The sequence below is a fragment of the Amycolatopsis sp. NPDC049868 genome (genome assembly GCF_044461365.1).
Lineage (GTDB): Bacteria > Actinomycetota > Actinomycetes > Mycobacteriales > Pseudonocardiaceae > Amycolatopsis.
Map to the genome: position 1 here is coordinate 60,408 of NZ_JBITKV010000023.1, position 26,824 is coordinate 87,231.

At 68.3% G+C, this 26,824-nt stretch carries 26 protein-coding genes and 4 tRNA genes; 20 read left to right on the forward strand and 10 right to left on the reverse strand.

The features are described from left to right. Position 1: 1 nt before the first annotated feature. Together ACIBTM_RS45165 and ACIBTM_RS45170 are read right to left on the reverse strand one after the other, a co-directional pair. On the reverse strand, positions 2–274 hold the full coding sequence (locus ACIBTM_RS45165) for a pilin (RefSeq protein ID WP_395883277.1): 273 nt from the start codon (positions 272–274) through the stop codon (positions 2–4). 119 nt (positions 275–393) lie between these two features. After that, on the reverse strand, positions 394–1,371 hold the full coding sequence (locus ACIBTM_RS45170) for a hypothetical protein (RefSeq protein WP_395883278.1): 978 nt from the start codon (positions 1,369–1,371) through the stop codon (positions 394–396). A 572-nt stretch (positions 1,372–1,943) separates the two neighbouring features. Between ACIBTM_RS45170 and ACIBTM_RS45175 the strand changes: the two genes are divergently transcribed. From ACIBTM_RS45175 to ACIBTM_RS45195, 5 genes are all read left to right on the forward strand, one after another. Next, entirely contained in the window at positions 1,944–2,687 is a 744-nt protein-coding gene (locus ACIBTM_RS45175; RefSeq protein WP_395883279.1) for a hypothetical protein, read from the forward strand. Continuing rightward, positions 2,680–3,564 (forward strand): DNA methyltransferase, encoded by an 885-nt coding sequence (locus ACIBTM_RS45180; RefSeq protein WP_395883280.1) that lies wholly within the window; start codon positions 2,680–2,682, stop codon positions 3,562–3,564. Before ACIBTM_RS45175 ends, ACIBTM_RS45180 begins: the two co-directional genes overlap by 8 nt. Before the next feature lie 178 nt (positions 3,565–3,742). Then, on the forward strand, positions 3,743–4,198 hold the full coding sequence (locus ACIBTM_RS45185) for an XF1762 family protein (protein ID WP_037307073.1): 456 nt from the start codon (positions 3,743–3,745) through the stop codon (positions 4,196–4,198). Positions 4,199–4,433: 235 nt separating this feature from the next. Further along, positions 4,434–4,745 carry a helix-turn-helix domain-containing protein gene (locus tag ACIBTM_RS45190; protein ID WP_395883281.1) on the forward strand — a complete coding sequence of 104 codons (312 nt, stop codon included), beginning with the start codon at positions 4,434–4,436 and terminating at the stop codon, positions 4,743–4,745. Between the two features lie 188 nt (positions 4,746–4,933). After that, on the forward strand, positions 4,934–6,169 hold the full coding sequence (locus ACIBTM_RS45195) for a tyrosine-type recombinase/integrase (protein ID WP_395883282.1): 1,236 nt from the start codon (positions 4,934–4,936) through the stop codon (positions 6,167–6,169). Between the two features lie 49 nt (positions 6,170–6,218). Here the strand turns inward: ACIBTM_RS45195 and ACIBTM_RS45200 are convergent. From ACIBTM_RS45200 to ACIBTM_RS45215, 4 genes are all read right to left on the reverse strand, one after another. Beyond that, positions 6,219–6,293, reverse strand: a tRNA-Val gene (locus ACIBTM_RS45200). A gap of 1 nt (position 6,294) precedes the next feature. Beyond that, positions 6,295–6,365: transfer RNA gene (locus ACIBTM_RS45205), tRNA-Cys, on the reverse strand. A 25-nt stretch (positions 6,366–6,390) separates the two neighbouring features. Continuing rightward, positions 6,391–6,463 (reverse strand) — tRNA-Gly (locus ACIBTM_RS45210). 136 nt (positions 6,464–6,599) lie between these two features. Beyond that, positions 6,600–7,025 (reverse strand): SsgA family sporulation/cell division regulator, encoded by a 426-nt coding sequence (locus ACIBTM_RS45215; protein WP_005159130.1) that lies wholly within the window; start codon positions 7,023–7,025, stop codon positions 6,600–6,602. Between the two features lie 400 nt (positions 7,026–7,425). Between ACIBTM_RS45215 and ACIBTM_RS45220 the strand changes: the two genes are divergently transcribed. The 5 genes from ACIBTM_RS45220 (at position 7,426) to ACIBTM_RS45240 (ending at position 13,361) form a co-directional block, all read left to right on the forward strand. After that, a tRNA-Val gene (locus tag ACIBTM_RS45220) sits at positions 7,426–7,497 on the forward strand. 882 nt (positions 7,498–8,379) lie between these two features. Beyond that, positions 8,380–9,906 (forward strand): sugar transferase, encoded by a 1,527-nt coding sequence (locus tag ACIBTM_RS45225; protein WP_395883283.1) that lies wholly within the window; start codon positions 8,380–8,382, stop codon positions 9,904–9,906. A 108-nt stretch (positions 9,907–10,014) separates the two neighbouring features. Beyond that, on the forward strand, positions 10,015–10,629 hold the full coding sequence (locus tag ACIBTM_RS45230; RefSeq protein WP_395883284.1) for a malonic semialdehyde reductase: 615 nt from the start codon (positions 10,015–10,017) through the stop codon (positions 10,627–10,629). Positions 10,630–10,767: 138 nt separating this feature from the next. Next, entirely contained in the window at positions 10,768–12,828 is a 2,061-nt protein-coding gene (gene thrS, locus ACIBTM_RS45235; protein WP_395883285.1) for a threonine--tRNA ligase, read from the forward strand. Beyond that, entirely contained in the window at positions 12,825–13,361 is a 537-nt protein-coding gene (locus tag ACIBTM_RS45240) for an HIT family protein (protein ID WP_395883286.1), read from the forward strand. The genes thrS and ACIBTM_RS45240 overlap by 4 nt, the downstream gene beginning before the upstream one ends. Positions 13,362–13,553: 192 nt before the next feature. On the opposite strand, the gene ACIBTM_RS45245 is transcribed toward ACIBTM_RS45240, so the two are convergent. Further along, positions 13,554–14,096 carry a YceI family protein gene (locus ACIBTM_RS45245; protein ID WP_038512463.1) on the reverse strand — a complete coding sequence of 181 codons (543 nt, stop codon included), beginning with the start codon at positions 14,094–14,096 and terminating at the stop codon, positions 13,554–13,556. 117 nt (positions 14,097–14,213) lie between these two features. On the opposite strand from ACIBTM_RS45245, the gene ACIBTM_RS45250 reads away from it, so the two are divergent. The 6 genes from ACIBTM_RS45250 (at position 14,214) to ACIBTM_RS45275 (ending at position 18,537) form a co-directional block, all read left to right on the forward strand. Next, positions 14,214–14,756 (forward strand): MarR family winged helix-turn-helix transcriptional regulator, encoded by a 543-nt coding sequence (locus ACIBTM_RS45250; protein ID WP_395883287.1) that lies wholly within the window; start codon positions 14,214–14,216, stop codon positions 14,754–14,756. A 104-nt stretch (positions 14,757–14,860) separates the two neighbouring features. Beyond that, on the forward strand, positions 14,861–15,502 hold the full coding sequence (gene pgsA, locus ACIBTM_RS45255; RefSeq protein WP_395883288.1) for a phosphatidylinositol phosphate synthase: 642 nt from the start codon (positions 14,861–14,863) through the stop codon (positions 15,500–15,502). Continuing rightward, entirely contained in the window at positions 15,499–16,416 is a 918-nt protein-coding gene (locus tag ACIBTM_RS45260) for a phosphatidylinositol mannoside acyltransferase (protein WP_240601123.1), read from the forward strand. Before pgsA ends, ACIBTM_RS45260 begins: the two co-directional genes overlap by 4 nt. Positions 16,417–16,438: 22 nt before the next feature. Further along, positions 16,439–17,584 carry a glycosyltransferase family 4 protein gene (locus tag ACIBTM_RS45265; RefSeq protein WP_395883313.1) on the forward strand — a complete coding sequence of 382 codons (1,146 nt, stop codon included), beginning with the start codon at positions 16,439–16,441 and terminating at the stop codon, positions 17,582–17,584. Then, complete coding sequence (locus ACIBTM_RS45270) at positions 17,581–18,063, forward strand: NUDIX hydrolase (protein ID WP_395883289.1); 483 nt, start codon at positions 17,581–17,583, stop codon at positions 18,061–18,063. Before ACIBTM_RS45265 ends, ACIBTM_RS45270 begins: the two co-directional genes overlap by 4 nt. 12 nt (positions 18,064–18,075) lie before the next feature. Continuing rightward, the gene (locus ACIBTM_RS45275) at positions 18,076–18,537 is read left to right on the forward strand and encodes an XdhC family protein (protein ID WP_395883290.1); all 462 of its coding nucleotides are present in this window, start codon (positions 18,076–18,078) and stop codon (positions 18,535–18,537) included. On the opposite strand, the gene ACIBTM_RS45280 is transcribed toward ACIBTM_RS45275, so the two are convergent. Then, the gene (locus tag ACIBTM_RS45280) at positions 18,531–20,639 is read right to left on the reverse strand and encodes an elongation factor G-like protein EF-G2 (protein ID WP_395883291.1); all 2,109 of its coding nucleotides are present in this window, start codon (positions 20,637–20,639) and stop codon (positions 18,531–18,533) included. The genes ACIBTM_RS45275 and ACIBTM_RS45280 overlap by 7 nt on opposite strands. Before the next feature lie 164 nt (positions 20,640–20,803). On the opposite strand from ACIBTM_RS45280, the gene ACIBTM_RS45285 reads away from it, so the two are divergent. Further along, the gene (locus ACIBTM_RS45285; protein WP_395883292.1) at positions 20,804–22,222 is read left to right on the forward strand and encodes an FAD-binding oxidoreductase; all 1,419 of its coding nucleotides are present in this window, start codon (positions 20,804–20,806) and stop codon (positions 22,220–22,222) included. A gap of 140 nt (positions 22,223–22,362) precedes the next feature. Further along, positions 22,363–23,277 (forward strand): pyridoxal 5'-phosphate synthase lyase subunit PdxS, encoded by a 915-nt coding sequence (pdxS, locus tag ACIBTM_RS45290; protein ID WP_395883293.1) that lies wholly within the window; start codon positions 22,363–22,365, stop codon positions 23,275–23,277. Positions 23,278–23,333: 56 nt separating this feature from the next. Here the strand turns inward: pdxS and ACIBTM_RS45295 are convergent, their stop codons facing one another. Next, a complete protein-coding gene (locus ACIBTM_RS45295) occupies positions 23,334–23,759 on the reverse strand; it encodes a PaaI family thioesterase (RefSeq protein ID WP_395883294.1) in 426 nt (141 codons plus the stop codon). Between the two features lie 328 nt (positions 23,760–24,087). Between ACIBTM_RS45295 and ACIBTM_RS45300 the strand changes: the two genes are divergently transcribed. Continuing rightward, a complete protein-coding gene (locus tag ACIBTM_RS45300; protein ID WP_395883295.1) occupies positions 24,088–24,513 on the forward strand; it encodes a DUF2000 domain-containing protein in 426 nt (141 codons plus the stop codon). Positions 24,514–24,603: 90 nt separating this feature from the next. Then, positions 24,604–25,566: a DMT family transporter gene (locus ACIBTM_RS45305; RefSeq protein ID WP_395883296.1), complete on the forward strand. Its 963-nt coding sequence runs from the start codon at positions 24,604–24,606 to the stop codon at positions 25,564–25,566. Here ACIBTM_RS45305 and ACIBTM_RS45310 read toward each other — a convergent pair. Further along, complete coding sequence (locus tag ACIBTM_RS45310; RefSeq protein ID WP_395883297.1) at positions 25,517–26,716, reverse strand: pyridoxal phosphate-dependent aminotransferase; 1,200 nt, start codon at positions 26,714–26,716, stop codon at positions 25,517–25,519. The genes ACIBTM_RS45305 and ACIBTM_RS45310 overlap by 50 nt on opposite strands. Between the last annotated feature and the right edge of the window lie 108 nt (positions 26,717–26,824).

A 26,824-nucleotide genomic window follows, 5' to 3' on the forward strand; every position in this document is an offset into this window, starting at 1 on the left:
CTCAGGCCCCGACAATCCCGCGCAGGATCTCCACGGCGAGCGGCGCCAGCGCCGCCAACCCGTAACCCCACGCAGCGTTCCGGAAAGCCGACTTCGCCTTCTCCGTTTCACCCGGGTCGCCACCGGCCAGCAGGTACCGAACACCGCCGACGGTCAGGAACACCGTCGCCAGACCCGCCAAGATCCCGACCAGCCAGTTGCGGATGTTGGTGAAGACCTGATCGACGGTGGTCGCGAGCGCGACAACGTGTGTGGCCGCCTGCGCTGGATCCACGGTTGCGCCACACAGCAGGACCGCGCTCACTGTCACGAGCGCGCCACGGATCATCGGCCGCGCCACCGGGCGCGGGCGCGTACTCGGACGTGGTGTGTGGTTAAAGGGTGGCGGGGGTGTCATGCGCATCGGCGCACCTCCGAAGTCGGCTCGTGTTCGGCGGTACGCGGAGAGCCGGGTGTGATCTCCCCGCGCCCCAAGAGGCCGGATTTCGGGTCGTTTTTCGACACCGAGCGTGAAGGTTTCTTCCGGGACGGCTGCCTGCCGTTGCGCAGACGTCCGCTCACAGCGCGTGATGCCTGTGCTAGGGCCTCGACCGGAACACCGCCGACGTCGGAGGCCAATGCGGTCAGCGCCGCGTCCGCGACCGGGTCCTCGGAGTCATGGGTCGTCACCTGATCGCGCAGCCACGCGACGAGTCGGTCCTCGGCCCGGTCGCGGGCCTTGAACGCGGTCTTGAGCGCTGTCCCGCGGCGCTGTGCCCACTCGGTCATCGAGTCTTCGCCGAGCCGCGTCGCCGAGATCAACTCCGCTTCGGCGGGGGTGAGAATCCGTTCACCGACTGCCTGGGCGAGCACCAAGTCCGGGTGCCCGTAGGGCGGCCGCGGCGCGGTGGAGCGATAGCCCGAGCCTGCGGGCAGCGGAGCGTCGAGAGACTCTTCCAGTGCCGCCTGCCCGGCGCGGCGGGCCGCGAAATGCAGCCGGACCGCGATGCCCGGATCGGTCAGGTCCACCGTCGTAAGCGCCTGGATGAACCCGGCGAGAACCGCCGCGTGCACATCCGCGCGATCACCGCGATACCGTGCCGCCAGCCAACGTGCGCTCGAGGCCAGCGACGGCAAGGCCATCCCCACGCACGCCACCGTCCACGCGCCACCTTGGGCTCGCGACTGCAGCACCAGATGCGCCCAGACGTCGTCGCGGGTGCGGGGCGGGCACTGCTTGCTCATCACCCGGTCCCGCAACTCGTCCAACGGCACCGGCCGCCGCGGCAACCCGGCGAACTTCGCGCCGTGCAACGCCATCGGTTCCGGCCCGGTCACCAGCCAACCGAAGGCATCGCGTGCCGTGTCCAAGGGCAACCACTCTCTTGTCATCGCCTGCTCCTGTCCGGGTAGGGGAATTGCCCCGTCAGGAAGCCGGAGTGGAGACAAGAAAAGAACAAGAAAAGCTACTAAAGGAACGCTGCTGAAATGATTCAGTGCGGCGAGTTTGCGTGCTGGCGGAGCACTGCCTTCATGGTGTCTACAAGGCCATCTGCCTGGAGTTTTAAGTCAATCTTAGTTCGACCTTAGTCGCACTTCTGGTCGGATAAGAAAAAACTTCTAGCCCGGCAGATCTGAGAAATCTGGAGCTGGATTGGTCGATCGGTCCAGCTGATTGTTGTCGACAGGTTTTTGAAGAAGTGTCGATTTCGGTGTCGAAAAACGGGCTTGAAACCCGCCTCTTGGAGTGACCTGGCAGACCACGCCGCGAGGAAGGGCAACCCATGACATCGACACCCCACGATGAGCCGAGGCGAGGTCGGCACCGACCGCCCCAACGGCGAACGCCGACGCCGGTGCACGGCAGAAATCACCGGCGCAGGGTTCGCCTCTGTCCGCCCGCTGTCGGCCGCGGTCGCGCGACGCGTCTGACCACTCTCTGGCCCTTCGCCGGCGCCGAGCAGTTGCCCGGAACCGCGCTGCTCGACGGCTGGCTCGGACGCACCATCCTCACCCTCGTCAGGACCTACACCCGCCCTGGCAACCGCGTGCTCCTTCTGACTCCGCCGGCGGCGACGCGCGCACCGCAGTCCGTCTCCGACCGAACCCGCGGCACCACCGTCTACGCCGGACTCGACGAAGCGGTCTGGACCGTCGCCCGACTCGGTCGCGGCGTCGACACCGCGACCGCCGCGCCGGAACCGGGTCACGTCTGCGACGACACCGACCTTGCCCCGCCCGACCGGACGGAGTCCGAGTCGCGACCCCGACTCAGTCGGCCCGACCTCGGCCAGGTCACTGAAACGGACACCGACTCACCGCGCAGACGCCGCCGGACCGTGCACCGACCCTGGGGCCGGTTCGACCTCATCATCACCGCCGTCGATCCGCTCTCCACCGGCTGGCTCGGTCACACCGATTTGGGCGTGCTCCTCGCTCCGCGAGGACTGGCAGCCGTCATCACACACAGTGAAACTCGAGGCGGGCGCCTGCTCGATCCTCAGCCGCAAATCGTGGACACGCTGGGTAAGCGCGGGTTGCGTTGTCTCGACGCCATCGCCGTGCTCACCGCACCGGTCACCCCGGAAGCCGCAACCGTCGCCAAGCCGGTCCGCGGTGTGCTGCCGTCGCACAGAGCCCACCACGACCTCGTGCTGTTTGGACGACTCGCGGACGCTGCCGACCGGACGGAGGTCCCGAATGCGTGAACAGCCAGGCAGCCCGGTTCTGACTTCGGTCTGGCCGACCGGGACGGCCAGTGTGGCGGCCCAGTTGAGCGAGGGCGGCTACCACGACGCCACCGGCACCGATACCGCGTTGTTGGCCCCGGCCATCGCGCGGCACGCCATCGAAGTTTTCACCCCGCCCGGCGGGGTGGTGCTCGATCCGGACTGCGGGACCGGAACGACCATCGTCGAAGCACTGCGCTGCGGGCGGCACGCGATCGGGCTCACCGGACAACGCCGATGGTGGCGTTTGGCCCGCGCGAACGTGACCGCCACGAAGGCTCGTGGCGTGTTCGTCGACGGGATGGTTCTTGTTCTCGACAGACGTCCCGGCACGGCTGTCGCCGCGGCAACGGCAGGGCTTATCGGTCGCATCGACCTCCTGCTGACCACCCTGCGCCGTGGCCCGGCCGGCGATCTCACGGCGGCACTCGAGCGGCTGAACACACTGCTGACGCAGTACCGGCACCTGGTGCGCCCAGGCGGGTATGTCGTCGTCACCTGTGCACCCGAGCGGCATCCGGCGGGGCACGAACTGCTCGACGTTCCCGGCAAGATCACGGCCATCGGTGCCGCCGTCGGGCTCGCGCCGGTGGCGCGCAGTGTCGCGCTGACCGCTGACGTTCGCCAGCATCGAATCCGCACACACGCCACGGCTGCCGAACGCCGCGCCGTGGCTCACGCGGAACGCGCTCTCGGCCACCCCATCGCACTGCCCACGCACCACACCGCACTCGTGTTTCGCGCAGATCCTGAAGCCGGGAGCCGCGCGACTGCGCTTCCAGTTCCGCCACTGCCCGCTCGCCGTGTGCTGCCGCGGCTGGGTGATCCGGCCCGTGTTCTGTCGAACGCGGCGTAGGGGTGCTCATGATGCTCGGTGACTTTTCTGAGTGTCGGAGCGAGAGACCGTCCACTGGGGACACCGGCGACATATCCAGCCGCGGTGAGGCCGGACTCGGACCCGGCCGAGACGGTGCCCGCTCCTACCACCGTGAACCGCCGAGTTCTCTCGGCCGCGGCCGACCGGAGGTGCCCCAATGGGTTTGAGTATCGTCCCGGTCACCTTCCGCCAGGCGTGCGATTTCATCGCTGCGCATCACCGGCATCATCGGCCGCCGCGTGGGATGAAGTTCGCGGTGGGCGTCGCTCACGAGACCGAGCTCGTCGGCGTGGCGATCGTCGGGCGCCCGGTTGCCCGTCACCTCGACGACGGGGTGAGTGTCGAGGTGACTCGCACCTGCACGACCGGGGCCCGGAACGCCAACTCCAAGCTCTATGGAGTCTCGTGGCGCGTCGCTCGGACACTCGGGTTCCGGCGACTGATCACCTACACACAGGACGGCGAGAGCGGCGCGAGTCTGCGCGCGGCCGGTTTCCGTCCGGTCGCCGACCTTCGGCCGCGGCCGGGTTGGTCCACTGTGTCGCGACCGCGCGAGTCGCGCGGTGTGGACGGGATCCGGCGAACGCGGTGGGAGATCCGAGCGGACCGGTAGTTCACGCGATCGGGTAGGTCGTCCGATTCGCTCAGGATTGCCTTGTGCGCCAGCTGTTTCAGCTGGTACAGCTGGCGACCGGCCGACGCTAACGCGTCTCATCAACTGACCCGTTGCACGAGCCCTTCGCGTCCGCGGCCGCCGGACCCATCCGGCGCCGAGGGCAGGTAGGGCTGTGCCGTGCTGTCCGCATCACTGGAGGAGGTGAATTGTTGTGACGGACGACAGTCCGTGTGTGAGCACTTCCGCATTGGATTCCGACGGTGGCGGTGCGGCGTTGGCGGCTTCGATCCGGGAGCTCGCCAGTGCGGTCCGCGCGTTGGCGGCGCACGCGCCTCGCGATCCCGACGCGCTGTTGACAGCGGAGGATGTCGGTGGGTTGCTCGGTTTGTCGCCGAGGACGTTGAAGGACCGGGCCGCGGCCGGAGTGTTCCCGCACCGTCGGTTCGGCAAGCACTACCGGTTCAGCCGGGAGGACGTCGCGGAGATCGTGCAGTTGACGAAGAGCGAGGTGCGTCCGTACCGCGGTGGCATGCGTGCGGCGTGAGCGTCGGCCGTTCTGTTCAGTCCCGGCTGATCCGGGAGTCACCCTAGGAAGAGAGTGTGTTCGACATGGCCTATGCGCAACCAACTGGCGGTAGTACGCCAGGGTGGCGTGCTCGGTTCAAACGTCCTGATGGGACATGGGGGAGCAGAGCCGGGTTCAACTCAGAGAAGGCCGCTGAGGCGTGGGGTGTGGAGCAGGAAGCGTTGATTAGGCGCAACCTGTGGCTGGACCCGCGGGAGGCGGAGATGTTGTTCGGCGTGTTCGCCGAGGAGTTCATGGACGCGGTCGGTCCGCGGCTGGAGCCGACGACATCGGCCAAGTACCGGTCCTTTCTGGACAACCATCTACTCCCGCAGTGGTCGTCATGGCCGCTGGCCGGGATCTTCAACAGCTACGTCGAGATCGAGAAGTGGCTCTCGGAACTGCACGAGGACTACGCCGACTCGTCGGTGGCGTCGATCTTCTCGCTGTTCTCCACGATCCTCGGTGCCGCGGTCAAGGCGAGGAAGATTCCCGCGAACCCGTGTGCCGGGATCCGGGTCACTTCGGGCGAGTTCGAGATCGAGAACCTCGTCGCAACTCCGGTGCAAGCACTGAGGGCGTCGATGCGCCTCTACGAGAGCGGACTCGGACTCGCCGGATTCGTGCTCGGTCTGCTCGACTTCTACACCGGTTCCCGGTGGGGCGAGTTGGTCGGTCAGCAGCGGCACGAGTACGACAGCGAAGCACGGGCGATCCAGATCCGCGAGCCGCTAAAGGAGATCGGCGGACGCCTCTTCAAGGGTGGTCGCCGGGTCGACACCTCGCGGCTGGCTGATCTCGGTCCGCGGCCGACTCGCCCGGTGACACCGCGGCGGCAGGGTGGCCGCGCGAAGAAGGGCCGGACGAAGACCCCGGCCGGTACGCGGAGCGTGGAATTGCCACCGAGTATCGCGGTCTTCTACGAGGAGCTGATCGACAGCCACAGCTTCCCGTTCGTGCTGTGCAGCGCTGAGGGCGCGCCGTTGCGGCGGTCGAACTTCCGCAACCGCTACTGGCGCCCGGTCTGGGATGGCAGTGACGCTGAACACAGGCGGTCTGCGGAAGTGGTGCAGCCGATCCTGCCGACCTTCACCTTCCACGAAGGGCGGCACAGCCACAGCACCTGGCTGGCCGAGGACGGCATCCCCGAGGTCGCCCGTCGAGCGCGGCTGGGGCAGAAGATGAAAGGCATCGCGAGGGTCTACGACCACGTGACTCCGCTGATGCGCCGTCAGATTCTGCAGGCGCTCGAGACCCGCTGGATCGGGTCTCTGGTCGCGCTCACGCCGAGTGAGCGGACGAAGCTGGGGGAGTGGTTCCCGCATCTGCATGCCACGTTCGGTGACATGCGGCTTGAGACGGCTCCGAAGGCCATCGCCTTTTCATCGCCTTTTTACGACTGAAGCCCCGCCCCTCCGAGGAGGAGCAGGGCTTCTGACCTGCGAAAACAGATGGTGCGCGATACTGGGATTGAACCAGTGACCTCTTCCGTGTCAGGGAAGCGCTCTCCCGCTGAGCTAATCGCGCGAGGTGGAGACGGGATTCGAACCCGTGTACACGGCTTTGCAGGCCGTTGCCTCGCCTCTCGGCCACTCCACCGTGTCAGGCCCGAGAGGGCCTTCCGAGCGGATGACGGGATTCGAACCCGCGACCCTCACCTTGGCAAGGTGATGCGCTACCAGCTGCGCTACATCCGCACATCCTCGGTCTGGATGGGAGTTCAGGACCTCGCGGTTCTGTCTCTCACCCCGTCGCCGTGGTGTGTGTGAACACTATCCGATCCCGAAAACGGCTCTGCAACCGGGGTGCCACTTGCTGTTCGCAAGGCCGTCATCAGGCCAGATCGTTGGGGATCAGGTGAGTCAGGGCGTCGTCGACGTCGACCCACAGGTGCTCGTTGCCCGGGAGCACGACGTCGTAGGTCCGGTCGAGGAAGTCGGCCAGCTCCTGAGCGGACGCCTCGAACATGGCGTGCCCGGACGGCGAGTTCAGTTCGATGAGGACGGACTCGGGGTCTTCGACGGAGGGGCGGATGCGTACGTCGCCGTCGCCCGCGTCGGCCAGGAGGCCGTCCGCGAGGAGATCGCGCGCGTAGACCCACTCGACCCAGCCGGCGCGGCCGGTGCGGAAGGCGGCCACGACCGCGTACGGGTCGCGTGTGTCGTATCGCAGTTCCACCTTGACCGGAACCGCGGGGGTCCGCGGCGCCAGGAGGTCGAACACCGCCGTCGAGCGGAGCGTCACGTGATCGTTGCGCATCGTCCTACCCTTCGTCTCCTTCCCGGCCCGGTCGAACCGAGTGGCGATGATGTGACGTATCGGCCGGCCGATCGGAACGCGGTTTTGCCGCAGATCACCCGGTCGGGGTCATCGGACCCCGGATCCATACTCCGTCACCCCATCATCACCCGCGCGACGCGCAGCCCTACATGCGCCCTGCAGGCAGTCCACACGTACATACTGCGCGGTTTAGTCGTCACGCGATAGCACCGTCGCACGAATGTCGAAACGCGTCGCGGGCGGCCCCCGGTCATGACAACCCCGACTAGCTCGCGGTTGTTCGCTCCGTATCCGCTGGTGAGCGGAGTGTGGTCGGAGGGAACCACCCGTTTGCAGGCCCCCTAAAGTCGTGGGGTAGAGTCTGCCGGACACCGCGAGCGGGCGATTAGCTCAGCGGGAGAGCGCTTCGTTCACACCGAAGAGGTCACTGGTTCGATCCCAGTATCGCCCACCGGATGAAGGCCCTGGACCATCGGTCCGGGGCCTTGATTCATTCTTGGCCCCTATTGCCGGTGAGCCGTCCGGCGGCATTCGATCCCCAGGTCGGACGCGGGTTGTGTGGGGGCGGTACTTCTGCCGTCGCGGGCGGCCCGGCCGGTGCGGGCGAATCCGTGCCGGGTGATCGGGGCCGCCGGTTCGAAGATCCCCGAAGTCCACCCTGTCGGCCGGTGTGGACATTCGCCGGAGATCTTGTGTTGCGCCACAAAAATGTCACATGATCCGACCATTGAGACTTCTTTGTGATCCTGGGCACGAAACGTCCGGCCAAAGGTCCAGACCACGAGAAAAGTGACGTGGGGCATGGTCGAGCGGCTCACTCGTCCGGCTCCGCCGACGGGGTCGCCGTGACGTTGACGTGATGTGACGAAACGCCACGCCGGTGACCGATTGACAAGGTAGGTCGGCGCGCGGTGTGCGCACCCGGCGGGCCGTGGTCCTCCCGGGGCGTGAAATCCACAGTGGACCGACCCGAGATCGACTTCCCCGCATCGTCCAATGTGGAGCTTTTCGGACTGTTCCGCCGATCGGGGAAGTGGTGCTCCAAGTGGCCGGGGGTCATGGGAAATCGTGACTACTTTGGGTAGTTGTTTGGGGGATACGGTCTATTACGCATCGTCATCATCTTGTTATCAACACGGCATTCATTTGCCGGATGCCCGCCCAGGGTGTGGCTGGAAATCCTTGTAACGATGGCCGGAGAGTGGCCGATACCTTGGCGTGTGTCGCCCCATCGGCCGCTGAGAGACCTTGAGAATCGATCACTCTTCGAGATCACTCTCATTTACTCAGCGTGTTGATCCGGCGTTCGGGAATCCCCACTCCGGGAGGTCTGATGGAAGAGTCGGTGCGGCCGTCGTCCACCGTCAACGGGACGCCGCAGCACATCGACCTTCAGTCGATTCCGCTTCCCCCGCAAAGGGGCGCGGGCGATACCGCCGCGGTCGACACCACGTCGGCCCGGCCCCCCTACGCGGCTTGGGAATCGCGCTACCGCGCCTGGGTCATCGGTAGTGACGTTTTCACCGCGTTCGTGCTCATCGTGATGAGCGCCTTCTTGATCGATCGATCCGACCCGCACGACATGCACGCGCTCGGTACCGCCGCGGCCTTCCTGTTCGGTTTGTCGGCCTGCCGTGCCTGGAGTCCGCGTGTGCTGGGCGAAGGCGCGGAGGAGTACCGGACGCTGGGGCGTGGCCTGGTGACCACCGCCGTCCTCGTCGCGTTGGGCGGCCTGCTCTTCGGTGCGCTCGCCGTGCAACCGTGGGTCTTCATCGTCGTCCCGATGATCTCGGTCTTCATGTTCCTGCAGCGGTACGCGCTGAGACAGGTGCTGCACCGGCGCAGGCGGCTCGGTGAATGCCTGCTGCCGGTGCTCGCGGCCGGAAGTCCCGACACGGTGGCCGACCTGATCGCCCGCACCAAGGCCGATCCCCATGTCGGCTGGCGGGTGGAAGCCGTCTGCACGTATTCCGGAGCCGGCGCCGAGCGGGGGAGCGGCGAGGTGGAAGGGGTTCCGATCGTCGGGAAGCTCGACGACCTCGCCGGCCACGTTCGCCGCGGCGGTTATCGGGTCGTCGCCGTGACTGCCGATCAGCACTGGAACCCGAAACGCCTCCAGCGGCTCGCCTGGGACCTTGAGGGAACCTCGGCCGAGATGGTGGTCGCGCCGATGTTGATGGAGGTCGCCGGACCCCGGCTGAACGTCTCCGGTGTGCTCGGCATGCCGCTGCTGCGGGTGACCGCGCCGATGTTCACCGGGGGCCGCCGTCTGGTCAAGGAGGCACTCGACCGGTTCGGCTCCGCCCTGCTCCTGACCCTGGTTTCCCCGCTGCTGCTGGCGATCGCGGTCGCGATCAAATTCGACGACCGTGGCCCGGTGATCTACCGGCAGCGTCGCGTCGGCCGCGACGGGCACACCTTCACGATGCTGAAGTTCCGCACGATGGTCACCAACGCCGACAAGCTCAAGCAGGATCTCCAGGCGGACAACGAAGGCGCGGGCCCGCTGTTCAAGATGCGCAAGGATCCGCGGGTGACCCGGGTCGGCGGTCTTCTCCGCCGGTACTCCCTCGACGAGCTGCCACAGTTGCTCAACGTCGTGAGCGGGCGGATGTCGCTCGTCGGCCCTCGGCCGCCGCTGCCCGAGGAGACCGCGAAGTACGCGCCCGACGCGCGCCGCCGTCTCCTGGTCAAGCCGGGGCTGACCGGGCTCTGGCAGGTCAGCGGCCGCAGTGACCTCAGCTGGGCCGAGAGCATCCGCCTCGACCTGCGCTACGTCGAGGACTGGTCGCTCGCCCTCGATCTGGTGATCCTCTGGAAGACCTTCCGCGCCGTGGTGCAGGGACGAGGTGCCTACTGACGCGTTCCTGTGACCGGACCCACACGCAGAGATAGTTGAGCGGGAAATAGTTAAGCGCTCAACTAGGTTGGGACGGGTACAGGACGCGTACGGAAGGAAGATCCACCCATGACCACCAGCGTTGAGCCGACCGAAGCCTTGAACCTCCCGCAGGACGTTCAGGACCTGTTGTTCCGCGAGGCCCGCACCGCGAACAACTTCAGCGACGAGCCGGTGACCGACGAGCAGATCCGCGCGATCTACGAGCTGGTCAAATGGGCCCCGACGTCGATGAACAACCAGCCGCTGCGCGCGCTGGTGATCCGCACCGAAGAGGGCAAGAAGCGGCTGTCCCCGCTGATGTCCGAGGGCAACCGCGCCAAGACCGAAGCCGCCCCGGTGACCGTCGTGCTGGCCGCCGACACCGAGTTCCACGAGAACCTGCCGCGTACCTTCCCGCACTTCCCGGGTGCCAAGGACCTGTTCGCCGACGAGGCGGGCCGCGTCGAGACCGCCAAGCTCAACGCGCTGCTGCAGGTCGGTTACTTCATCATCGGCGTCCGCGCCGCCGGACTGGCCGCCGGCCCGATGACCGGCTTCGACGCCGACGGCATCGACAAGGAGTTCTTCGCGGACAAGCCGTGGAAGTCCCTCGTCGTGATCAACGTCGGCAAGCCGGGCGAGAACCCCTGGTTCGACCGCCTGCCGCGGCTGGACTTCGACGAGGTCGTCGAGACCGTCTGACCTCGTTCCTCGACATGCGAAGGCCTTCTTCCGATGGGAAGGAGGCCTTCGTGGTGTTAGGGGTAATGCGCGTGAGCCGCGCCGCACCTGACGACTAACATCACGGGAACCATCCGTATTAACCGCGAGGAGTCCATCGTGTCCCAGCCGTCGTCAGTAGCAGCCGCAACCGCCCCGCGCGTGGTGGTACCGGCGGGCACTACGGCGGGCACCGCGGTCCGCGAAGCCGGGCTGCCGACCAAGGGGCCGGACACGATCGTCGTCGTGCGCGACGCCGAGGGGAACCTCCGCGACCTCTCCTGGGCCCCGGAGGCCGAGGCCGAGGTCGAAGCCGTCGCGGCGAACACCGAGGACGGCCGCAGCGTCATCCGCCACTCGGCCGCCCACGTGCTCGCCCAGGCGGTGCAGCAGCAGTTCCCGCAGGCCAAGCTGGGCATCGGCCCGCCGGTCAAGGACGGCTTCTACTACGACTTCGCCGTCGACACCCCGTTCACCCCGGAAGACCTGCAGGCGCTCGAGAAGCGCATGAAGCAGATCGTGAAGGGCGCGCAGCAGTTCTCCCGCCGCGTCTTCGACTCGGTCGACGAGGCGAAGAAGGAACTCGCCGACGAGCCGTTCAAGCTCGAACTCGTGGACATCAAGTCCGATGTGGACACCAGCGAGGTGATGGAGGTCGGCGGCGGCGAGCTGACCATCTACGACAACCTCGACCCGCGCACCAAGGAGCGCGTGTGGAGCGACCTCTGCCGCGGCCCGCACGTGCCGACCACCAAGTTCATCCCGGCGTTCAAGCTCACCCGGGTCGCCGCCGCGTACTGGCGCGGTGACGACAAGAACCCGCAGCTGCAGCGGATCTACGGCACCGCGTGGGAGTCGGCCGAGGCGCAGGACGTCTACCTGGAGCGCCTGGCCGAGGCCGAGCGGCGCGACCACCGCAAGCTCGGTGTCGAGCTGGACCTGTTCTCCTTCCCCGACGAGATCGGTTCGGGGCTGCCGGTGTTCCACCCCAAGGGCGGGATCATCCGGCAGGAGATGGAGAACTACTCGCGCCAGCGGCACGTCGAAGCCGGGTACGACTTCGTCTATTCGCCGCACATCACCAAGGGCGCGCTGTTCGAGACCTCCGGTCACCTCGACTGGTACCGCGACGGCATGTACCCGGCGATGCACCTCGACGCCGAGCACAACGAGGACGGTTCGGTCCGCAAACCCGGCCAGGACTACTACCTCAAGCCGATGAACTGCCCGTTCCACGACCTGATCTTCCGTTCGCGCGGGCGTTCCTACCGGGAACTGCCGCTGCGGATGTTCGAGTTCGGTTCCGTGTACCGCTACGAGAAGTCCGGCGTGGTCCACGGCCTGACCCGCGTCCGCGGCATGACGCAGGACGACGCGCACATCTTCTGCACCCTGGAGCAGGTCCCCGGTGAGCTGAAGTCCCTTTTGGACTTCGTGCTGAACCTGTTGCGCGACTACGGTCTCGACGACTTCTACCTCGAACTGTCCACTCGGAACGAGGAGAAGTACATCGGTTCCGAAGAGGTCTGGGCCGAGGCGACCGAGGTGCTCCGCACCGCCGCCGTGGACTCCGGGCTGGAACTGGTGCCGGATCCGGGTGGCGCCGCGTTCTACGGGCCCAAGATCTCCGTGCAGGCGAAGGACGCGCTGGGCCGCACCTGGCAGATGTCGACCATCCAGCTGGACTTCATGCTGCCCGAGAAGTTCGAACTGGAGTACACCGCGGGCGACGGCAGCCGTCAGCGCCCGGTGATGATCCACCGCGCGCTGTTCGGCTCGATCGAGCGGTTCTTCGGCGTGCTGACCGAGCACTACGCGGGCGCGTTCCCGGCGTGGCTGTCGCCGGTCCAGGTGGTCGGCATCCCGATCACCGAGGACCAGGTCGAGCACCTGCGCGGGGTCGAGAAGGCGCTGCGGGCCAAGGGGATCCGGGTCGAGGTCGACGCGAGCGGCGACCGGATGCAGAAGAAGATCCGCACCCACACCACGCAGAAGGTGCCCTTCATGCTCCTGGCGGGCGCGAAGGACGTCGAGGCGGGCGCGGTGTCGTTCCGGTTCCGCGACGGCGGTCAGATCAACGGCGTCTCGGTGGACGACGCGGTCGAAGCGATCGCCGGCTGGGTCCAGCGCCGTGAGAACGCTTCGCCGACCGTGGCGGGCTTGGAGGCGGTACTCCGGTGACGGGCCTCGATGGCCCTGAAGCCGTCGGACAGGACGGTGTGGGGATCCCGGACGCGTTGCAGCGTCTGTGGACCCCGCATCGGCTCGCCTACGTGCAGGGGTCGAAAAGGCCCGACGAGGGTTGCCCGTTCTGCCATCTCCCCGAGAAGAGTGACGAGGACGCGCTGATCCTCGCGCGGGGGAAGACGGTGTACGCGGTGCTGAACCTGTACCCGTACAACCCCGGTCACCTGATGGCCGTGCCGTACCGCCATGTCGCGGACTACACGGACCTGACGCCGGAGGAGACCGTCGAGGTGGCGGAGTTCACCCAGCACGCGATGCGGGTGATCCGGGAGGTTTCGTCGGCGCACGGGTTCAACATCGGGATGAACCAGGGCGTGATCGCCGGCGCGGGGATCGCCGCGCATCTGCATCAGCACGTGGTGCCGAGGTGGGGCGGCGACGCGAACTTCATGCCCGTGATCGGGCACACGAAGGTGCTGCCGCAGTTGCTGGGGGAGACGCGGCAGTTGCTGGCGGACGCCTGGTAGGTCGGGCCCGCGCGCCTCGGTTCCGCCCCGGGATGCAATGAACGGTCCTTTCCTTGCGAATTTCGCAAGGAAAGGACCGTTCCTAGCGTGTGCCGGTGGGGCCTGGGCGTCGGTAGCGCGATGTCATGAAAGGGTCGTTCAGGACGGAAAACGTCCTGAACGACCCTTTCATGACATCTGGGGGAGCGAGCCTCAGGCGTTGAGCGCGGCCTGCAGCTCGATGTCGATCTTGACCTTCTCGGACAGGAAGGCGTTGCCCTCCGGGCCGATGCCGAAGTCGCGGCGGTTCACGGTGGCGCTGGCCGAGACGCCGAGGGTGGTGGCGTTGTCGTTGGCCGGGTTGGTGCCGATGCCGTTGAACTCCGCCTCGAGCGAGACCGGGACGGTCTTGCCGCGCCAGGTGAGCTCGCCGTCGATGACGTAGTCGCCACCGTCCTCGCGGATACCGGTCGAGCGGAAGGTGATGACCGGGTGCTCGTCGACGTGGAAGAAGTCCTCGGACTTGAGGTGCGTGTCACGCCCGTCGACGCCGCTGGCGACCGACGAGGCGTCGATCTCGACGGTGACCGACGAGTCGAGGATGTTGTCGGCCGTGACGACCTCACCGGTGAAGGCGGTGAAGTTGCCGCGGGACTTCGCCAGGCCGAGGTGCTTCACGGTGTAGGCGATGTCGGAGTGGGCGGTGTCGATCGTCCACTTGCCTGCGACGTAGCCCGGGATCTCGGTGGTGGTCATGAAAGTCGATCTCCAAAAGTCTGTGTGCGTTCGTGGTGAACCCTCGTCTGGTTGAGCGCTCAATCATGACTGTAGCGCAGTTTGGTTGAGCGTTCAACCAGGGGTATTATGGGTGTCATGTCCGAACCCCGATGGCTCTCCGGCGAGGAGCAAAGAATCTGGCGCGACTTCTCCGCGGCCACACAGATGCTGCAAGCGCACCTGGAGGGCCAGCTTCAGCACGAGGCGGGCATGCCCCACACCTACTACGAAGTGCTCGTAGCCCTTTCCGAGGCGCCGGGGCGGCGGCTGCGGATGAGCGAGCTCGCCGACGCGCGCAAGGCGTCGCGCAGCAGGCTCTCGCACGCGGTCGCGCGCCTCGAGGCGAACGGCTGGGTGCGCCGTGAGTCCTGCCCCACCGACAAACGCGGCTCCTGGGCGGTGCTCACCGCCGAAGGTTTCGCCGCGCTGGAGGAGGCCGCGCCCGGGCACGTCGAGGCGGTCCGCGAGAGCCTCTTCGATCCGCTGACCCCCGAACAGGTGAAGGCGCTCGGCGAGATCAGCGCCGCCGTACTGGGGCGGCTGTCGCCCAAATGCGCGGCCGCCGAGGCGGAATTGGCGCTGCGGGAAGAGAGTCTCGCGGACCTCGCCGACTCGGCCGGACTGGCCAAAGCGGACTGACCTGGAGCCGGTCCAGGGGCGGGCGCGACGACGGGTGTCGGTGCGGGTGGATAGGCTTCGGGCGGCCACCCGACCCTGCTGCTTTAGGTGCACCTGAAGAACCGATGCTCAACATTTTCGCGCGCGCCTCCGTTTCCCGCGTCACCGACCCGATGGGGAAGGTGCTCGTGCGCGCCGGTCTGACCCCCAACGCGATGACCGTCATCGGCACGGCCGGGGCGGTGCTGTGCGCGCTCTGGTTCTTTCCCAACGACATGCTGCTGTGGGGCACCTTCACCGTCTGGGGCTTCGCGATGCTGGACCTGCTCGACGGCGCGATGGCCCGCGCCCGCGGGTACGGCACGGCCTTCGGGGCCGTCCTCGACGCGACCTGCGACAGGCTGGTCGACGGCGCGTTGTTCGCCGCGATCGCCTGGTGGTGCTTCGTCCACGACGACAACCGCCCGGCGGCGGCCGCCGCGCTGATCTGCCTGGTGCTCGCGCAGGTCATCTCGTACGTCAAGGCCCGCGCCGAGGCATCCGGGCTGGAGGCGGACGGCGGCCTCGTCGAACGCGCGGAACGCCTGATCATCGCCCTCGTGGGAACCGGACTGCACGGTCTGGGCGTTCCGTACACCGTGGACATCACGCTCTGGCTCCTCGCGGTGCTTTCGGTGATCACCCTGCTGCAGCGGACGGCCGCGGTGGCCAAGGCGGCGAGGGCGGCCAAGGCGGCGGGGCCACCCGCCGCGGAGGGCGGGGCATGAGCGGGTTCTCCCAGCGGCTCAGCGACTTCGGCTACGCGGCGGGCTGGCGGCTCGCGCGCTGGCTGCCCGAGTCGATGGGCTCGGTGACCTTCGGGCTCGGCGCCGACCTGGCCGTCCGGCGGGACGGCGGCGGCGTGCGCCAGCTCCGGCGCAATCTCGCCAGGGTCGTGCCGCAGGCCGACGGCGTCGAACTCGACGAACTGACCCGCCGCGCGATGCGGTCCTACGCCCGCTACTGGCACGAGATGTTCCGGCTGCCCTCGATGGACCACAAGGAGGTCAGCCGCAAGGTCGCCCAGTCGATCACCGGGGTGGAGAACCTCGACGCCGCCCTCGCCGAGGGCAACGGCGCGGTGATGGCACTGCCGCACAGCGGGAACTGGGACGCCGCCGGCGTCTGGCTCGCGGACTATCTCGGCGGTTTCACCACGGTCGCGGAGCGGCTGAAACCCGAATCGCTGTACCAGCGCTTCGTGTCCTACCGGGAATCGCTCGGTTTCGAGATCGTCCCGCTGACCGGCGACAGCTCCGCGATGCGCGTGCTGCTCAAGCGGCTGCGGGAGAACAAGGCGATCTGCCTGGTGGGGGACAGGGATCTGACGAACTCCGGCGTACCGGTCAAGTTCTTCGGCGAGCAGACCCGGATGCCGGGCGGGCCCGCCCGGCTGGCCGCCACCACCGGCGCCGCGCTGATCCCGGCCGGATGCTGGTTCACCGAGGACGGCTGGCAGATCCGGCTGCACCCGCGGATCCGGGTCACGAACCGGTCCGAGGTCCCGGCGGCCACCCAGGCGCTGGCGGACATCTTCGCCGGGGACATCGCCGCGCATCCGGCCGACTGGCACATGATGCAGAAGTTCTGGCTCTCCGATTTCGAAGCCGGGGAACAGGCCGAACTCGGCGAAGCGAGCTGAGGCGATGGCTCAGTCGCGGGTCATGAAGATCGGGATCGTCTGCCCGTACTCGTTCGACGTACCGGGCGGCGTGCAGGGACACGTCATCGATCTCGCGAAGGCACTGCTGGCGCGCGGGCATCAGGTCTCGGTGCTCGCGCCGGCGGACGAGGACTCCGACGTCCCGGAGTTCGTGGTCCCCGCCGGGAAGGCGCTCGGTATCCCGTACAACGGCTCGGTCGCGCGACTGCAGTTCGGCCCGGTGTCCTACGCCCGGGTGCGGCGGTGGATCCGCGACGGCGACTTCGACGTCCTGCACCTGCACGAGCCCGCCGCGCCGAGCCTTTCCTTGCTGGCGTTGAAGGTCGCGGACGGCCCGATCGTGGCGACCTTCCACACCGCGACGACGCGTTCGCGCACACTGGCGGCGTTCCAGCCGGTGCTGCGGCCGCTGCTGGAGAAGATCACCGCGCGGATCGCGGTTTCGGCACTGGCCCGCCGGGTCCAGGTCGAGCACGCCGGGGGTGACGCGGTCGAGGTGCCCAACGGCGTCGACGTCGACTTCTTCTCCCGCGCGCTCCCGCTGGACGGCTACCCGCGAGCGGGCGGCACTGTCGGGTTCGTCGGGCGGTACACCGAGCCCCGCAAGGGGATGGGGGTGCTGCTGGAGGCGTTGCGGATACTGCTGCCGGAGTTCGAGGAGCTGCGGCTCCTGGTCGTCGGCCGCGGCGACGCCGATCAGCTCCGGCGCGAGGCCGGACCGGAGCTGGCGCCGCATATCGATCTGCTCGGCCAGGTCGACGACGAGACGAAGGCGCGGGCGCTGCGCAGCGTCGACGTCTATTGCGCGCCGAACACGGGTGGCGAGAGTTTCGGGATGATCCTCACCGAGGCGATGGCGGCGGGCACGCCGGTACTGGCGAGCGGCCTGGACTCGTTCCGCCGCGTCCTCGACGACGGCAAGGCCGGGATGCTGACCGTGACCGGCGACGCGGCGGCGCTGGCCGAAGGGTTGCGCGAGCTGCTCGGAGACCCGGCCCGCCGCGCGTCGCTGGCGGCGGCCGCGGGGGAGCGGGTCGCGATGTTCGACTGGTCCGTGGTCACCACGCAGATCCTGCGGGTGTACGAGACGGCGATCGCCGCCGACCCCCGGCGGGTCGGCGCGGGTGACCGCGAGTTCAGCCGGTGACGACCTGGGTGTGGATCGGCGGTCTGCTGGCCGCGATCGTGGTACTGGGCGGATTGTTCCTGCTCGCGACGGCGAACCGGCTGGACCGGCTGCACGTCCGCACGGACGCGGGCTGGGCCGCGCTCGACGCGGCCCTCGCGCGGCGCGCCGTCGTCGCCAGGGCGGCCGCCGCGATCCTGGGTGACGAGGAGCTGCGCACGCTGGGCGAACGGGCCGAGCGGGCGCCGAGGCCGGATCGCGAAGCCGAGGAAAGCGAACTGACGCTGCGGCTGGCGCGTGTCGATCGCGCGGCATTGCCGCCTTCGCTGGCCGAAGAGCTGACCGACGCCGAGCACCGCGTCGTCATCGCGCGGCGCGTGCACAACGACGCCGTCCGGGACACCCTGCACCTCAGGCGGCGCAGGAAGGTCCGGTACTTCGGCCTCGCCGGGACCGCCCGGCTTCCGGAATACTTCGAGATCGCCGAGCCAGAACTTTAGGAGGACGGACCCATGAGCGATCGGCTGTTGGTGGCGGTGTTCGCGACGCCGGTCGCGTCGTTCCTCCTGCGCTATGGCAAGGACCTCGGCTACAAGGCCGTGTTGTTCGAGCCGGACGGCGCACGCGCGACGGACGTCGAGACCGGCCTGGAGGCCGTCACGACGGTGCCGGAGCTCGGCGCGGACGCCGACGTCGTCGTCACCGATCACGACCGGCCCGAACTCGGCGACGTGCTCAAGGCCGTGCTGGACCGCCCGGCGCGGTGGGTCGGGGTGCTCGGCAACCCGCGCCACGCCGGCCCGCACGTCGCCGCGCTCAAGGCACTGGACGTCCCGGACCACGAGATCGCGCGCGTCCACCGCCCGGTCGGGCTGAACATCGGCTCACGCACGCCGCCCGAGATCGCCGTCGCCACCCTGGCCGGTCTGCTGGCCGACCGGAACGGACGGCCGGGCGGCTTCGATTTTCAGTAGGCCACCGCTCCTTCCGGCATCGGCTCGAACCGGGCATGCCGGCGGGTGAACGTCGCCGTGCCCGACGTCAGGGAACGCAGGTCGATCGCGTAGCGCAGCAGCTCCACCGCGGGCACCTCGGCGCGGATGACCGTGCGGCCGCCTTCACCCGATTCGGTACCGAGTACGCGGCCGCGCCGGGACGAGAGATCACCCAGCACGGTGCCAAGGTGCTCGTCCGGAAGCCGCACAGCCACCTCTTCGAGCGGTTCGAGCAGCGCGATCTTGCCCGCCGCGGCGGCCTCCTTCAGCGCCAGCGCGCCCGCCGTCTGGAACGCGGCGTCCGACGAGTCGACGCTGTGCGCCTTGCCGTCGACGAGGGTCACCCGGATGTCGATCAGCGGATGGCCGTCGACGATCCCTCGCTGGGCTTGGGCCCGGACTCCCTTTTCGACGCTCGGGATGAACTGGTGGGGCACCGATCCGCCGACGACCTTGTCCACGAACTCGAAGCCCGACCCCCTCGGCAGGGGCTGGACCTCGATGTCGCAGACGGCGAACTGGCCGTGCCCACCGGATTGCTTGACGTGCCGTCCGTGCCCGCGAGCCGATCCGGCGAAGGTCGAACGCAGGCTGATGCGGACGGGCTCGGTGTCCACGTCGGCGCCTCCCGCGCGCAGTCGCGACAGCACGACGTCGGCGTGGGCCTCGCCCATGCACCAGAGCACGAGCTGGTTGGTCTCGGCGTTGCGGTCCAGCCGGAGCGTGGGGTCGCCCGCGACGAGCCTGGAGAGGTTGCGCGCCAGCGTGTCCTCGTCGCTGCGCGTCTTCGCGATGACGGCGACCGGCAGCAGCGGCTCCGGCATCGCCCACGGTTTCATGATCAGCGGGTCTTCCGGCGAGGAAACGGTGTCGCCGGTTTCCGCCGAGCCGACCTTGGTGAGCGCGCAGAGGTCGCCCGCGACGCAGTACGGGACCTCGCGCAGGTTCGCCCCGAGCGGGGAGTAGAGATGCGCGACCCGCTCATCGGCGTCGTGATCCTCGTGGCCGCGTTCGGCGAGGCCGTGTCCCGAGACGTGCACCGGCCGTTCGGGGCGAAGCGTCCCGGAGAACACCCGCACCAGTGACACCCTGCCGACGTAGGAGTCGACGGCGGTCCGGACCACCTCGGCCGCCAGCGGGCCGTCGGGGTCGGCGCGGAGCCCGGCGTGCGGCTCGCCGGTGGGCGAGGTGACGTCCGGCGGGACGTGTTCCAGCGGTGACGGGAAGGCGCGCACGATCCCGTCGAGGACTTCGGCCAGCCCGACCCCGGTCGTCGCGCACACCGGGATCACCGGATGGAAGGAACCGCGGGCCACGGCGGTCTCGAGGTCGGCGATCAGCGTGTCCTCGGCGATCTCCTCACCGGAGAGGTACCGGTCCATCAGGGACTCGTCCTCGCTCTCGGCGATGACCCCTTCGATCAGCTCGTTGCGGGCCTCGGTCATCCGGGTGAGCTCTGCCTCGTCCGGCTCGCCGATTTCGGGCGGGAAGCCTTTCGAATAGTCGAAATATCGGCGCGTGATAAGCCCGACGAGCCCGTCGCGCGCGGGCAGGTACAGCGGGAGGACGCCGGCGCCGAAGGCCTCCTGACAGGCGGCGATCTCGCCTGCGGGGTCGGCGCGGTGATGGTCCAGCCGGGAGACGACCACCGCCCTCGGCATCCCGACGGCGGCGCACTCCTCCCAGACCGCGATCGTGGCCGCGTCGACGCCTTCCGCCGCGCAGACCACGAACAACGCCGCGTCGGCGGCGCGGAGCCCGGCCCGCAGCTCACCGACGAAATCCGCGTACCCGGGGGTGTCGATGAGGTTGATCTTGTGGCCTTGATGCAGCACCGGGGCGACCGAGAGGCCGACCGACCGTTGCTGCCGGACCGCGGCGGGATCGTGGTCGCACACCGTGGTCCCTTCCACCACCGAGCCTGCCCGCGTCACCGTGCCGGACGCGGCGAGCAGTGCTTCGGCGAGTGTCGTCTTGCCTGACCCCGAAGGGCCGACCAGGACGACGTTGCGGACCTTCGCCGGGTCGTCCACAGCGACGGCGGCCCCGGAGTCTCCGTTCTTGCTCTGTTTGTCGGCCATGCCGATCTCCTCACCACACGATGCCGCGTACAGGTGTGTCCTCGATCACACACCCGCGACGGGCGTCGCGGCAAGGCGACCGGCGAGGGAACCCCCGAATGTCGACGCGCCGTTATGCTCGATGGCGGACACCCGGAGGCGGATCCGACGGTGGGGGATGAGCGATGGAGCTCGACAGACGCACGGTGTTACGGCTGGCGGGGGCGGTCCCGATGATGGCTGCGGCGCCCGCCGCGATTCCCGAAGGGGGCGACCCGTGGGAACGGCTGCGTGCCCGGTTGGCGGGTGAGCTGTTCCGGCCCGGCGACCCCGGCTACGACGAAAAGCGGCTCGGGTTCTTCAGCCTCTACGACCATCGGCTGCCGGCCGGTGTCGCGGTCTGCGCGAACGAGGACGACGTCCGGCGTTGTGTCGATTTCGCGGCCAGGCAGCGGATTCCGGTCGCGGCCCGGTCGGGCGGGCACAGCTACGCCGGTTATTCCATAGTGGACAAAGGGCTCGTCGTCGACCTGTCCCGGCTGAACACGGTCCGGATCCTGCCCGGTGGCCGGGCGGAGATCGGTGCGGGCGCGCAGCTCGGCCGGGTGTACGAGGCCCTGGCGGCGGCGGGCCGCGCGCTGCCGGCCGGCAGTTGCCCTCAGGTCGGCATCGCCGGGCTGACCCTCGGCGGCGGGATCGGCGTCCTGGCCAGGAAGTACGGTCTGACCTGCGACAACGTCGAGTCCGTTCGCTTCGTCGGCGCGGATGGGAAGGCTTGCCTGGTGTCGGAGGAGACGGCGCCGGACCTGCTGTGGGCGTTGCGTGGCGGTGGTGGTGGCAACTTCGGCATCGTCACGTCGTTCACCTTCCGCACGGCGGCGGCCAGGACGTTGACGAACTTCAACCTGGTCTTCCCGCCCGCCGCGCTGGCGGCCTTGGTCGCGGCCTGGCAGGAGTGGCAGCCCGCGATGCCGGACGAACTGTGGTCGGGGATGGGCCTCGGCGCCACGGCCGCGAACTGCGGTGGGTGTTTCGTGGGCTCCGCCGCGCAGGTGAACCCGTTGCTGGACGATCTGGTCCGCCGCGTCGGCGTCCAGCCGCTCGAACGCGAAGTGACCGAACAAGGCCACTTGGCCACGATGCGGACCTTCGCCCAGGAGTCCGCTTTCCCCGCCGCGGTCGCGCAGCGCGGGGAGTATGTGGCCACTTCGCGGATGTTGACCCATCCGGTGCCCGACCCCGACGCGCTGGCGGCTTTGCTGGCGAGCGATCCGCATCTGTACTCGATCGTGGACGCGTACGGCGGCGCGATCGCGCGGGTGCCGTCGAGCGAGTCGTGCTTCCCGCACCGGTCCGCGCTGGGCAGTATCCAGGTCACGCGCGGCCTGGACGGTGGCGAGGCGCACGCGCGCCAGGTGATCGGCGGGGTCCGGGACGAACTCGGCCGCGAGTACGGGCAGGCCGGGTACATCAACTACATCGACCCGGAGATGCCGGAGTGGGCGACGGCGTACTACGGGGAAAGCCTGCCCCGGCTGCGCCGAGTCGCGCGGAAGTACGACCCGGACGGCCTGTTCGCCTTCGAACAGGGCCTGGCCCCCTGACGCGTTTCGGGGGAGGGGTGCGGGCCAGATCACCCAGTGGACTGCTGAAATCGCCGCGAACTGGCCTGCTTCAGAGGTCCAAAAGCGGCTTACCCTCGGAGGCGTCACCCTCACTCGTGCGCTTTCCGAAAGGTCCAGCAGTGTCTGACGACTCCACGAACACGGCCACCACCTCGCTCACCGGCACCGCCCGGGTCAAGCGCGGGATGGCGGAGATGCTCAAGGGCGGTGTGATCATGGACGTGGTCACCGCCGAGCAGGCGAAGATCGCCGAGGACGCCGGCGCCGTCGCGGTGATGGCGCTCGAGCGGGTCCCCGCGGACATCCGCGCACAGGGCGGCGTCGCCCGGATGAGCGACCCGGACCTGATCGACGGCATCATCGAGACCGTCTCGATCCCGGTCATGGCGAAGGCCCGCATCGGCCACTTCGTCGAGGCTCAGCTGCTCCAGTCGCTCGGCGTCGACTACATCGACGAGTCCGAGGTGCTGACCCCTGCCGACTACGAGAACCACATCGACAAGTGGGCCTTCACCGTGCCCTTCGTCTGTGGTGCGACCAACCTCGGCGAGGCGCTGCGCCGTATCAACGAGGGCGCGGCGATGATCCGGTCCAAGGGCGAGGCCGGCACCGGTGACGTCTCGAACGCGACCACGCACATGCGCAAGATCCGCGCGGAGCTGCGCCGCCTCTCCTCGCTGCCCGAGGACGAGCTTTACGTTGCGGCGAAAGAACTCCAGGCCCCGTACGAGCTCGTCAAGGAGGTCGCGGCGAAAGGCAAGCTCCCCGTCGTGCTGTTCACCGCGGGCGGTATCGCGACCCCGGCCGACGCCGCGATGATGATGCAGCTCGGTGCCGAAGGCGTGTTCGTCGGCTCCGGCATCTTCAAATCCGGCAACCCGGCCCAGCGTGCCGAGGCGATCGTCAAGGCCACCACCTTCTACGACGACCCGGACGTCATCGCGAAGGTCTCGCGTGGCCTCGGTGAGGCGATGGTCGGGATCAACGTCGACGACGTGCCCGAGCCGCACCGCCTTTCCGAGCGCGGCTGGTAAGCCGGACGAATTCCGGGACGGCCCGGTGCTCTTCGACGAGCACCGGGCCGTCCCTGTCAGCGGGTGGGGCCGTTTCTGGTCAGCACGCTTCCCTGCGCCGCGGCGCTGAGCGTCGTGGTCCCGTCCTGGCCGATCACGTGAAGATCGCAGCGGCAAGTCGCCTGGCGCCGGCCGCTGTGCAGGACCCGAGCCTCCGCCACGAGCCGGATCCCCTGTGCCGGGCGCAGGTAGTTGATGCTGAAGCCGCCGGTGAGAACATCCGGCCCCAGTGTGGTCCCGGCCGCGAAGGTGATCGCGTTGTCCGCGGCGTAGGCGAGTACGCCGCCGTGGAGATATCCGTTCTGTTGCAACAGGTCTTCACGGATGTCGAGTTCCAGGGTCGCGGCACCGTTTCCGAACGAGGTCACCCTGGCCCCGAGCAGAACGCTGAACGGTTGTGAGGCTAGGCCCTTTTGGGCGTCCTCGAGGGTCAGTGTGATCATCAGAGCCACGCTTTCAGATCGGCCGAATCCACCATGGGCATCGGCGGTGCACAACGCGACTGTCGCGTCGGTGCGCCCAGGCCGCGGCGAGCAGACGTGGCCGGACGCGGGGGACAAGGATTCCACCCCTCCTCGGTGGAACCGGCCGACTATCCGGCGACCACCGTCGAATCGCACCGCAAGTCGATCATAATCACATCGAGGATCGCCCTGATCGCCGTCGGCGGGCCGGGTTTGACGCGCGGGAGACGTGTCCCTAATCTGGCGTAACCATAAGGGTGGTTACGCTGACCAGAGCGTACCCGTGGACAAAAAGGCAGGAATTCGGATGAGTACCCCAGGTCAGCCGTACAAGGTGGCGATCGTTGTCGACGAGGGCTTGCCTTCGGGCTTGGCCGCGAACACCGCGGCCGTGCTGGCCCTGAGTATCGGCAGGCAGGTCGAGACGATCATCGGACCCGCGGTCAAGGACGGTGACGGAAGCGCGCACGCCGGTATCACCACGATCCCCATTCCCATCCTCACCGCGTCCGCGGACAAGGTGCGGGAGATCAGGACCGCCGCCCAGGCGACGGATGTCGAACTGCTCGTCGTGGACTTCACCGACTGCGCGCAGAAAACCCGCAACTACGACGACTACAGCAGCCTCCTCGAAGCGGCGACGGACAGCGAGATCAACTATCTCGGCGTGGCGTTGCACGGGCCGAAGAAGGCAGTGCAGCGGCTCACCGGGAGCCTGCCGCTGCTGCGCTGAAGCGGCCGCCGTTGACAGTCCACTGCGGCAACCTTAGCCTGAGGGCGTAACCACTAGGGTAGTCACTATCAATCGACGCGGGGGGCCGGGTTGACCAGGATCAAGCAGGCGCGCGAATTCCAGAGCCTCGCCTCCGGTGGCCCCGCCGCGGAGCCGGCTCCGTACGGTCCGGTGGTCTGCGTGGTCGTCGCGGCCGCGGTGCTGAGCAGTTCCTACACGCTGACCAAGGTCGCGTTGCGCGACGTGCCCCCGCTGACCATCGGGCTGATCCGGTTCGCGCTCGCCGCGTTGGTGCTGGCGGTGTGGGTCCACGTCGTGCGGCGGTATCCTCGGCCGTCCGGCGCGGACCTGCGAAGGCTCTCGCTCGGCGGGCTGCTCGGCATCACGTGCTACTTCGCCATCGAGAACATCGGTGTGCAACTGGCGACCGCCGCCGACGCGGCCTTGCTGGTCGCCGCCTATCCGGCGATCACCGCTTTCCTGGAATTGGTGATCTACCGCCAGCGGACCCGGGTGAGCGGTCTCGTCGGTATCGCGTTGGCCATCGTCGGGGTCTGCTTCGTGGTCGGTTACGCGCCTTCCGCCGGGGGGACCCGGTTGATCGGCGACATCCTGCTCGTGGTGAGCGGAGTCGTCTGGGCGCTGTACAACTTCGCCACCCGGACCGTCGCGAATCGGTATCCCACCCCGGTGGTGCTCTACTACCAGTCGGTCGCCGGTGCGATCGCGTTCGTGCCGCTGGCCCTGATCGAGGCGGGCCAGTGGCGGGCGCCGGAACATCCGGCGGCCACGATCGGCGCGCTCGCCGCGCTGACCGTCCTGTGTTCGATCGCCGGCCTCGGCCTGTACGCCAAGGCGCTGCAACGGTTGCGCCCCAGCACCGCGGTGAACCTGCTCAACCTGGTCCCGGTCTTCGGGCTGGTCATCGCGGTCGCCACGCTCGGAGAATCGGTGACCCCGCTGCAACTGGCAGGCGGAGTCGTCGTGGTCATCGGCGTCACCATCACCACCCGCTACGAGCACCGGAAGGTAGGCGGCGGAGGTCGTTCGTGACCCAGGAGCCTTGGGCCGCAAGGGAAGTCAGCCGCTTCGCACCTTCAGCGACCTGAGCTTCCGACGTGGTGAGGGACAGCCTGAGATAGCCTTTCCCGGCCGGTCCGAAGGCGGAGCCCGGCGCGACCGCCACCCCGTGCCGATCGAGCAAGCGCAACGCGAATTCACGGTCGTCCACGCCGGTGGCGGTGATGTCGGCCCAGACGTAGAAGGCTCCTGCGGGCACGCTCGTCCGGAAGCCGGCGTGCCCGAACACGGCGAGCAGCGCGTCCCTGCGGCTCCGATAGGCCTCGCGCATCTCGGCGACCTGGTCCTGCGGCCCGGTCAAGGCGCTGAGCGCCGCCCACTGCGCAGGTTCGCTCACGCAGGCGAGCAAAGACTCCTGGCACTTCGAGACGACTTCGGCGATGTCGGACGGAACCGCGAGATACCCGACGCGCCAGCCGGGCATCGCGTAGGTCTTGGAAAAGCTGTAGGCCGAAATGACCCGGTCCTGTGCCACCGCGGCGGCACTGGTGAAGGTGTCGTCGAAGATCATTTCGTCATAGCACTCGTCGGAGACGACCCAGAGGCCGTGGTCGCGGGCGAAGTCCAGCAACTCGCGCATCCTCGTCCGGTCCACCACCGCCCCGGTGGGGTTCGACGGGGAGTTCAGCAGCAGCACTTTGGTTTCCGGCGTGACGAGCTGTCCCAATCGCCGCGCGGAAGGGACGAATCCCGCGTCGGCGTCCAGCGGGTAGGGCTCGGGACGGAGCCGGAGCAGCCGGGCCATCGTCAGGTAGTTGGGCCAAGCCGGATCGGGCAGCAGCACCCCGTCGCCTGGCCGGGTCACCGCGAGCAGAGCCGCGAAGATTCCCTGACTCGCGCCCTGGGTCACCACGACCTGGTCCGCATCGACTCGGTATCCGTTGCGTGCCACTATCTTCTCGGCGAGAGCCGCGCGGAGGTCCGGGAGTCCGGCGCTGGGCAGGTAATGGGTGCGGCCCGACCGCGCCGCGGCGTGGGCGGCGTCGACCACATGGGCCGGGGTGGGAAAGTCGGGATCGCCGATGTCCAGGCGGATGACGTGCTCACGTTGGCCCGCCAGCGCCGCGATTTCCCGGATACCGGAATGCGGTAACGCGCGGGCGGCCTCATTCAACTCGGCCATCATGATTCCCCTCGGTTAGTCGGGTCGGGCCCGGCGACCGCTCACGAAAAGGGGCGATGCGCGGCTGAGGACAATTTCGGTAACCTGATCGATACGCCCCGGAGCGGG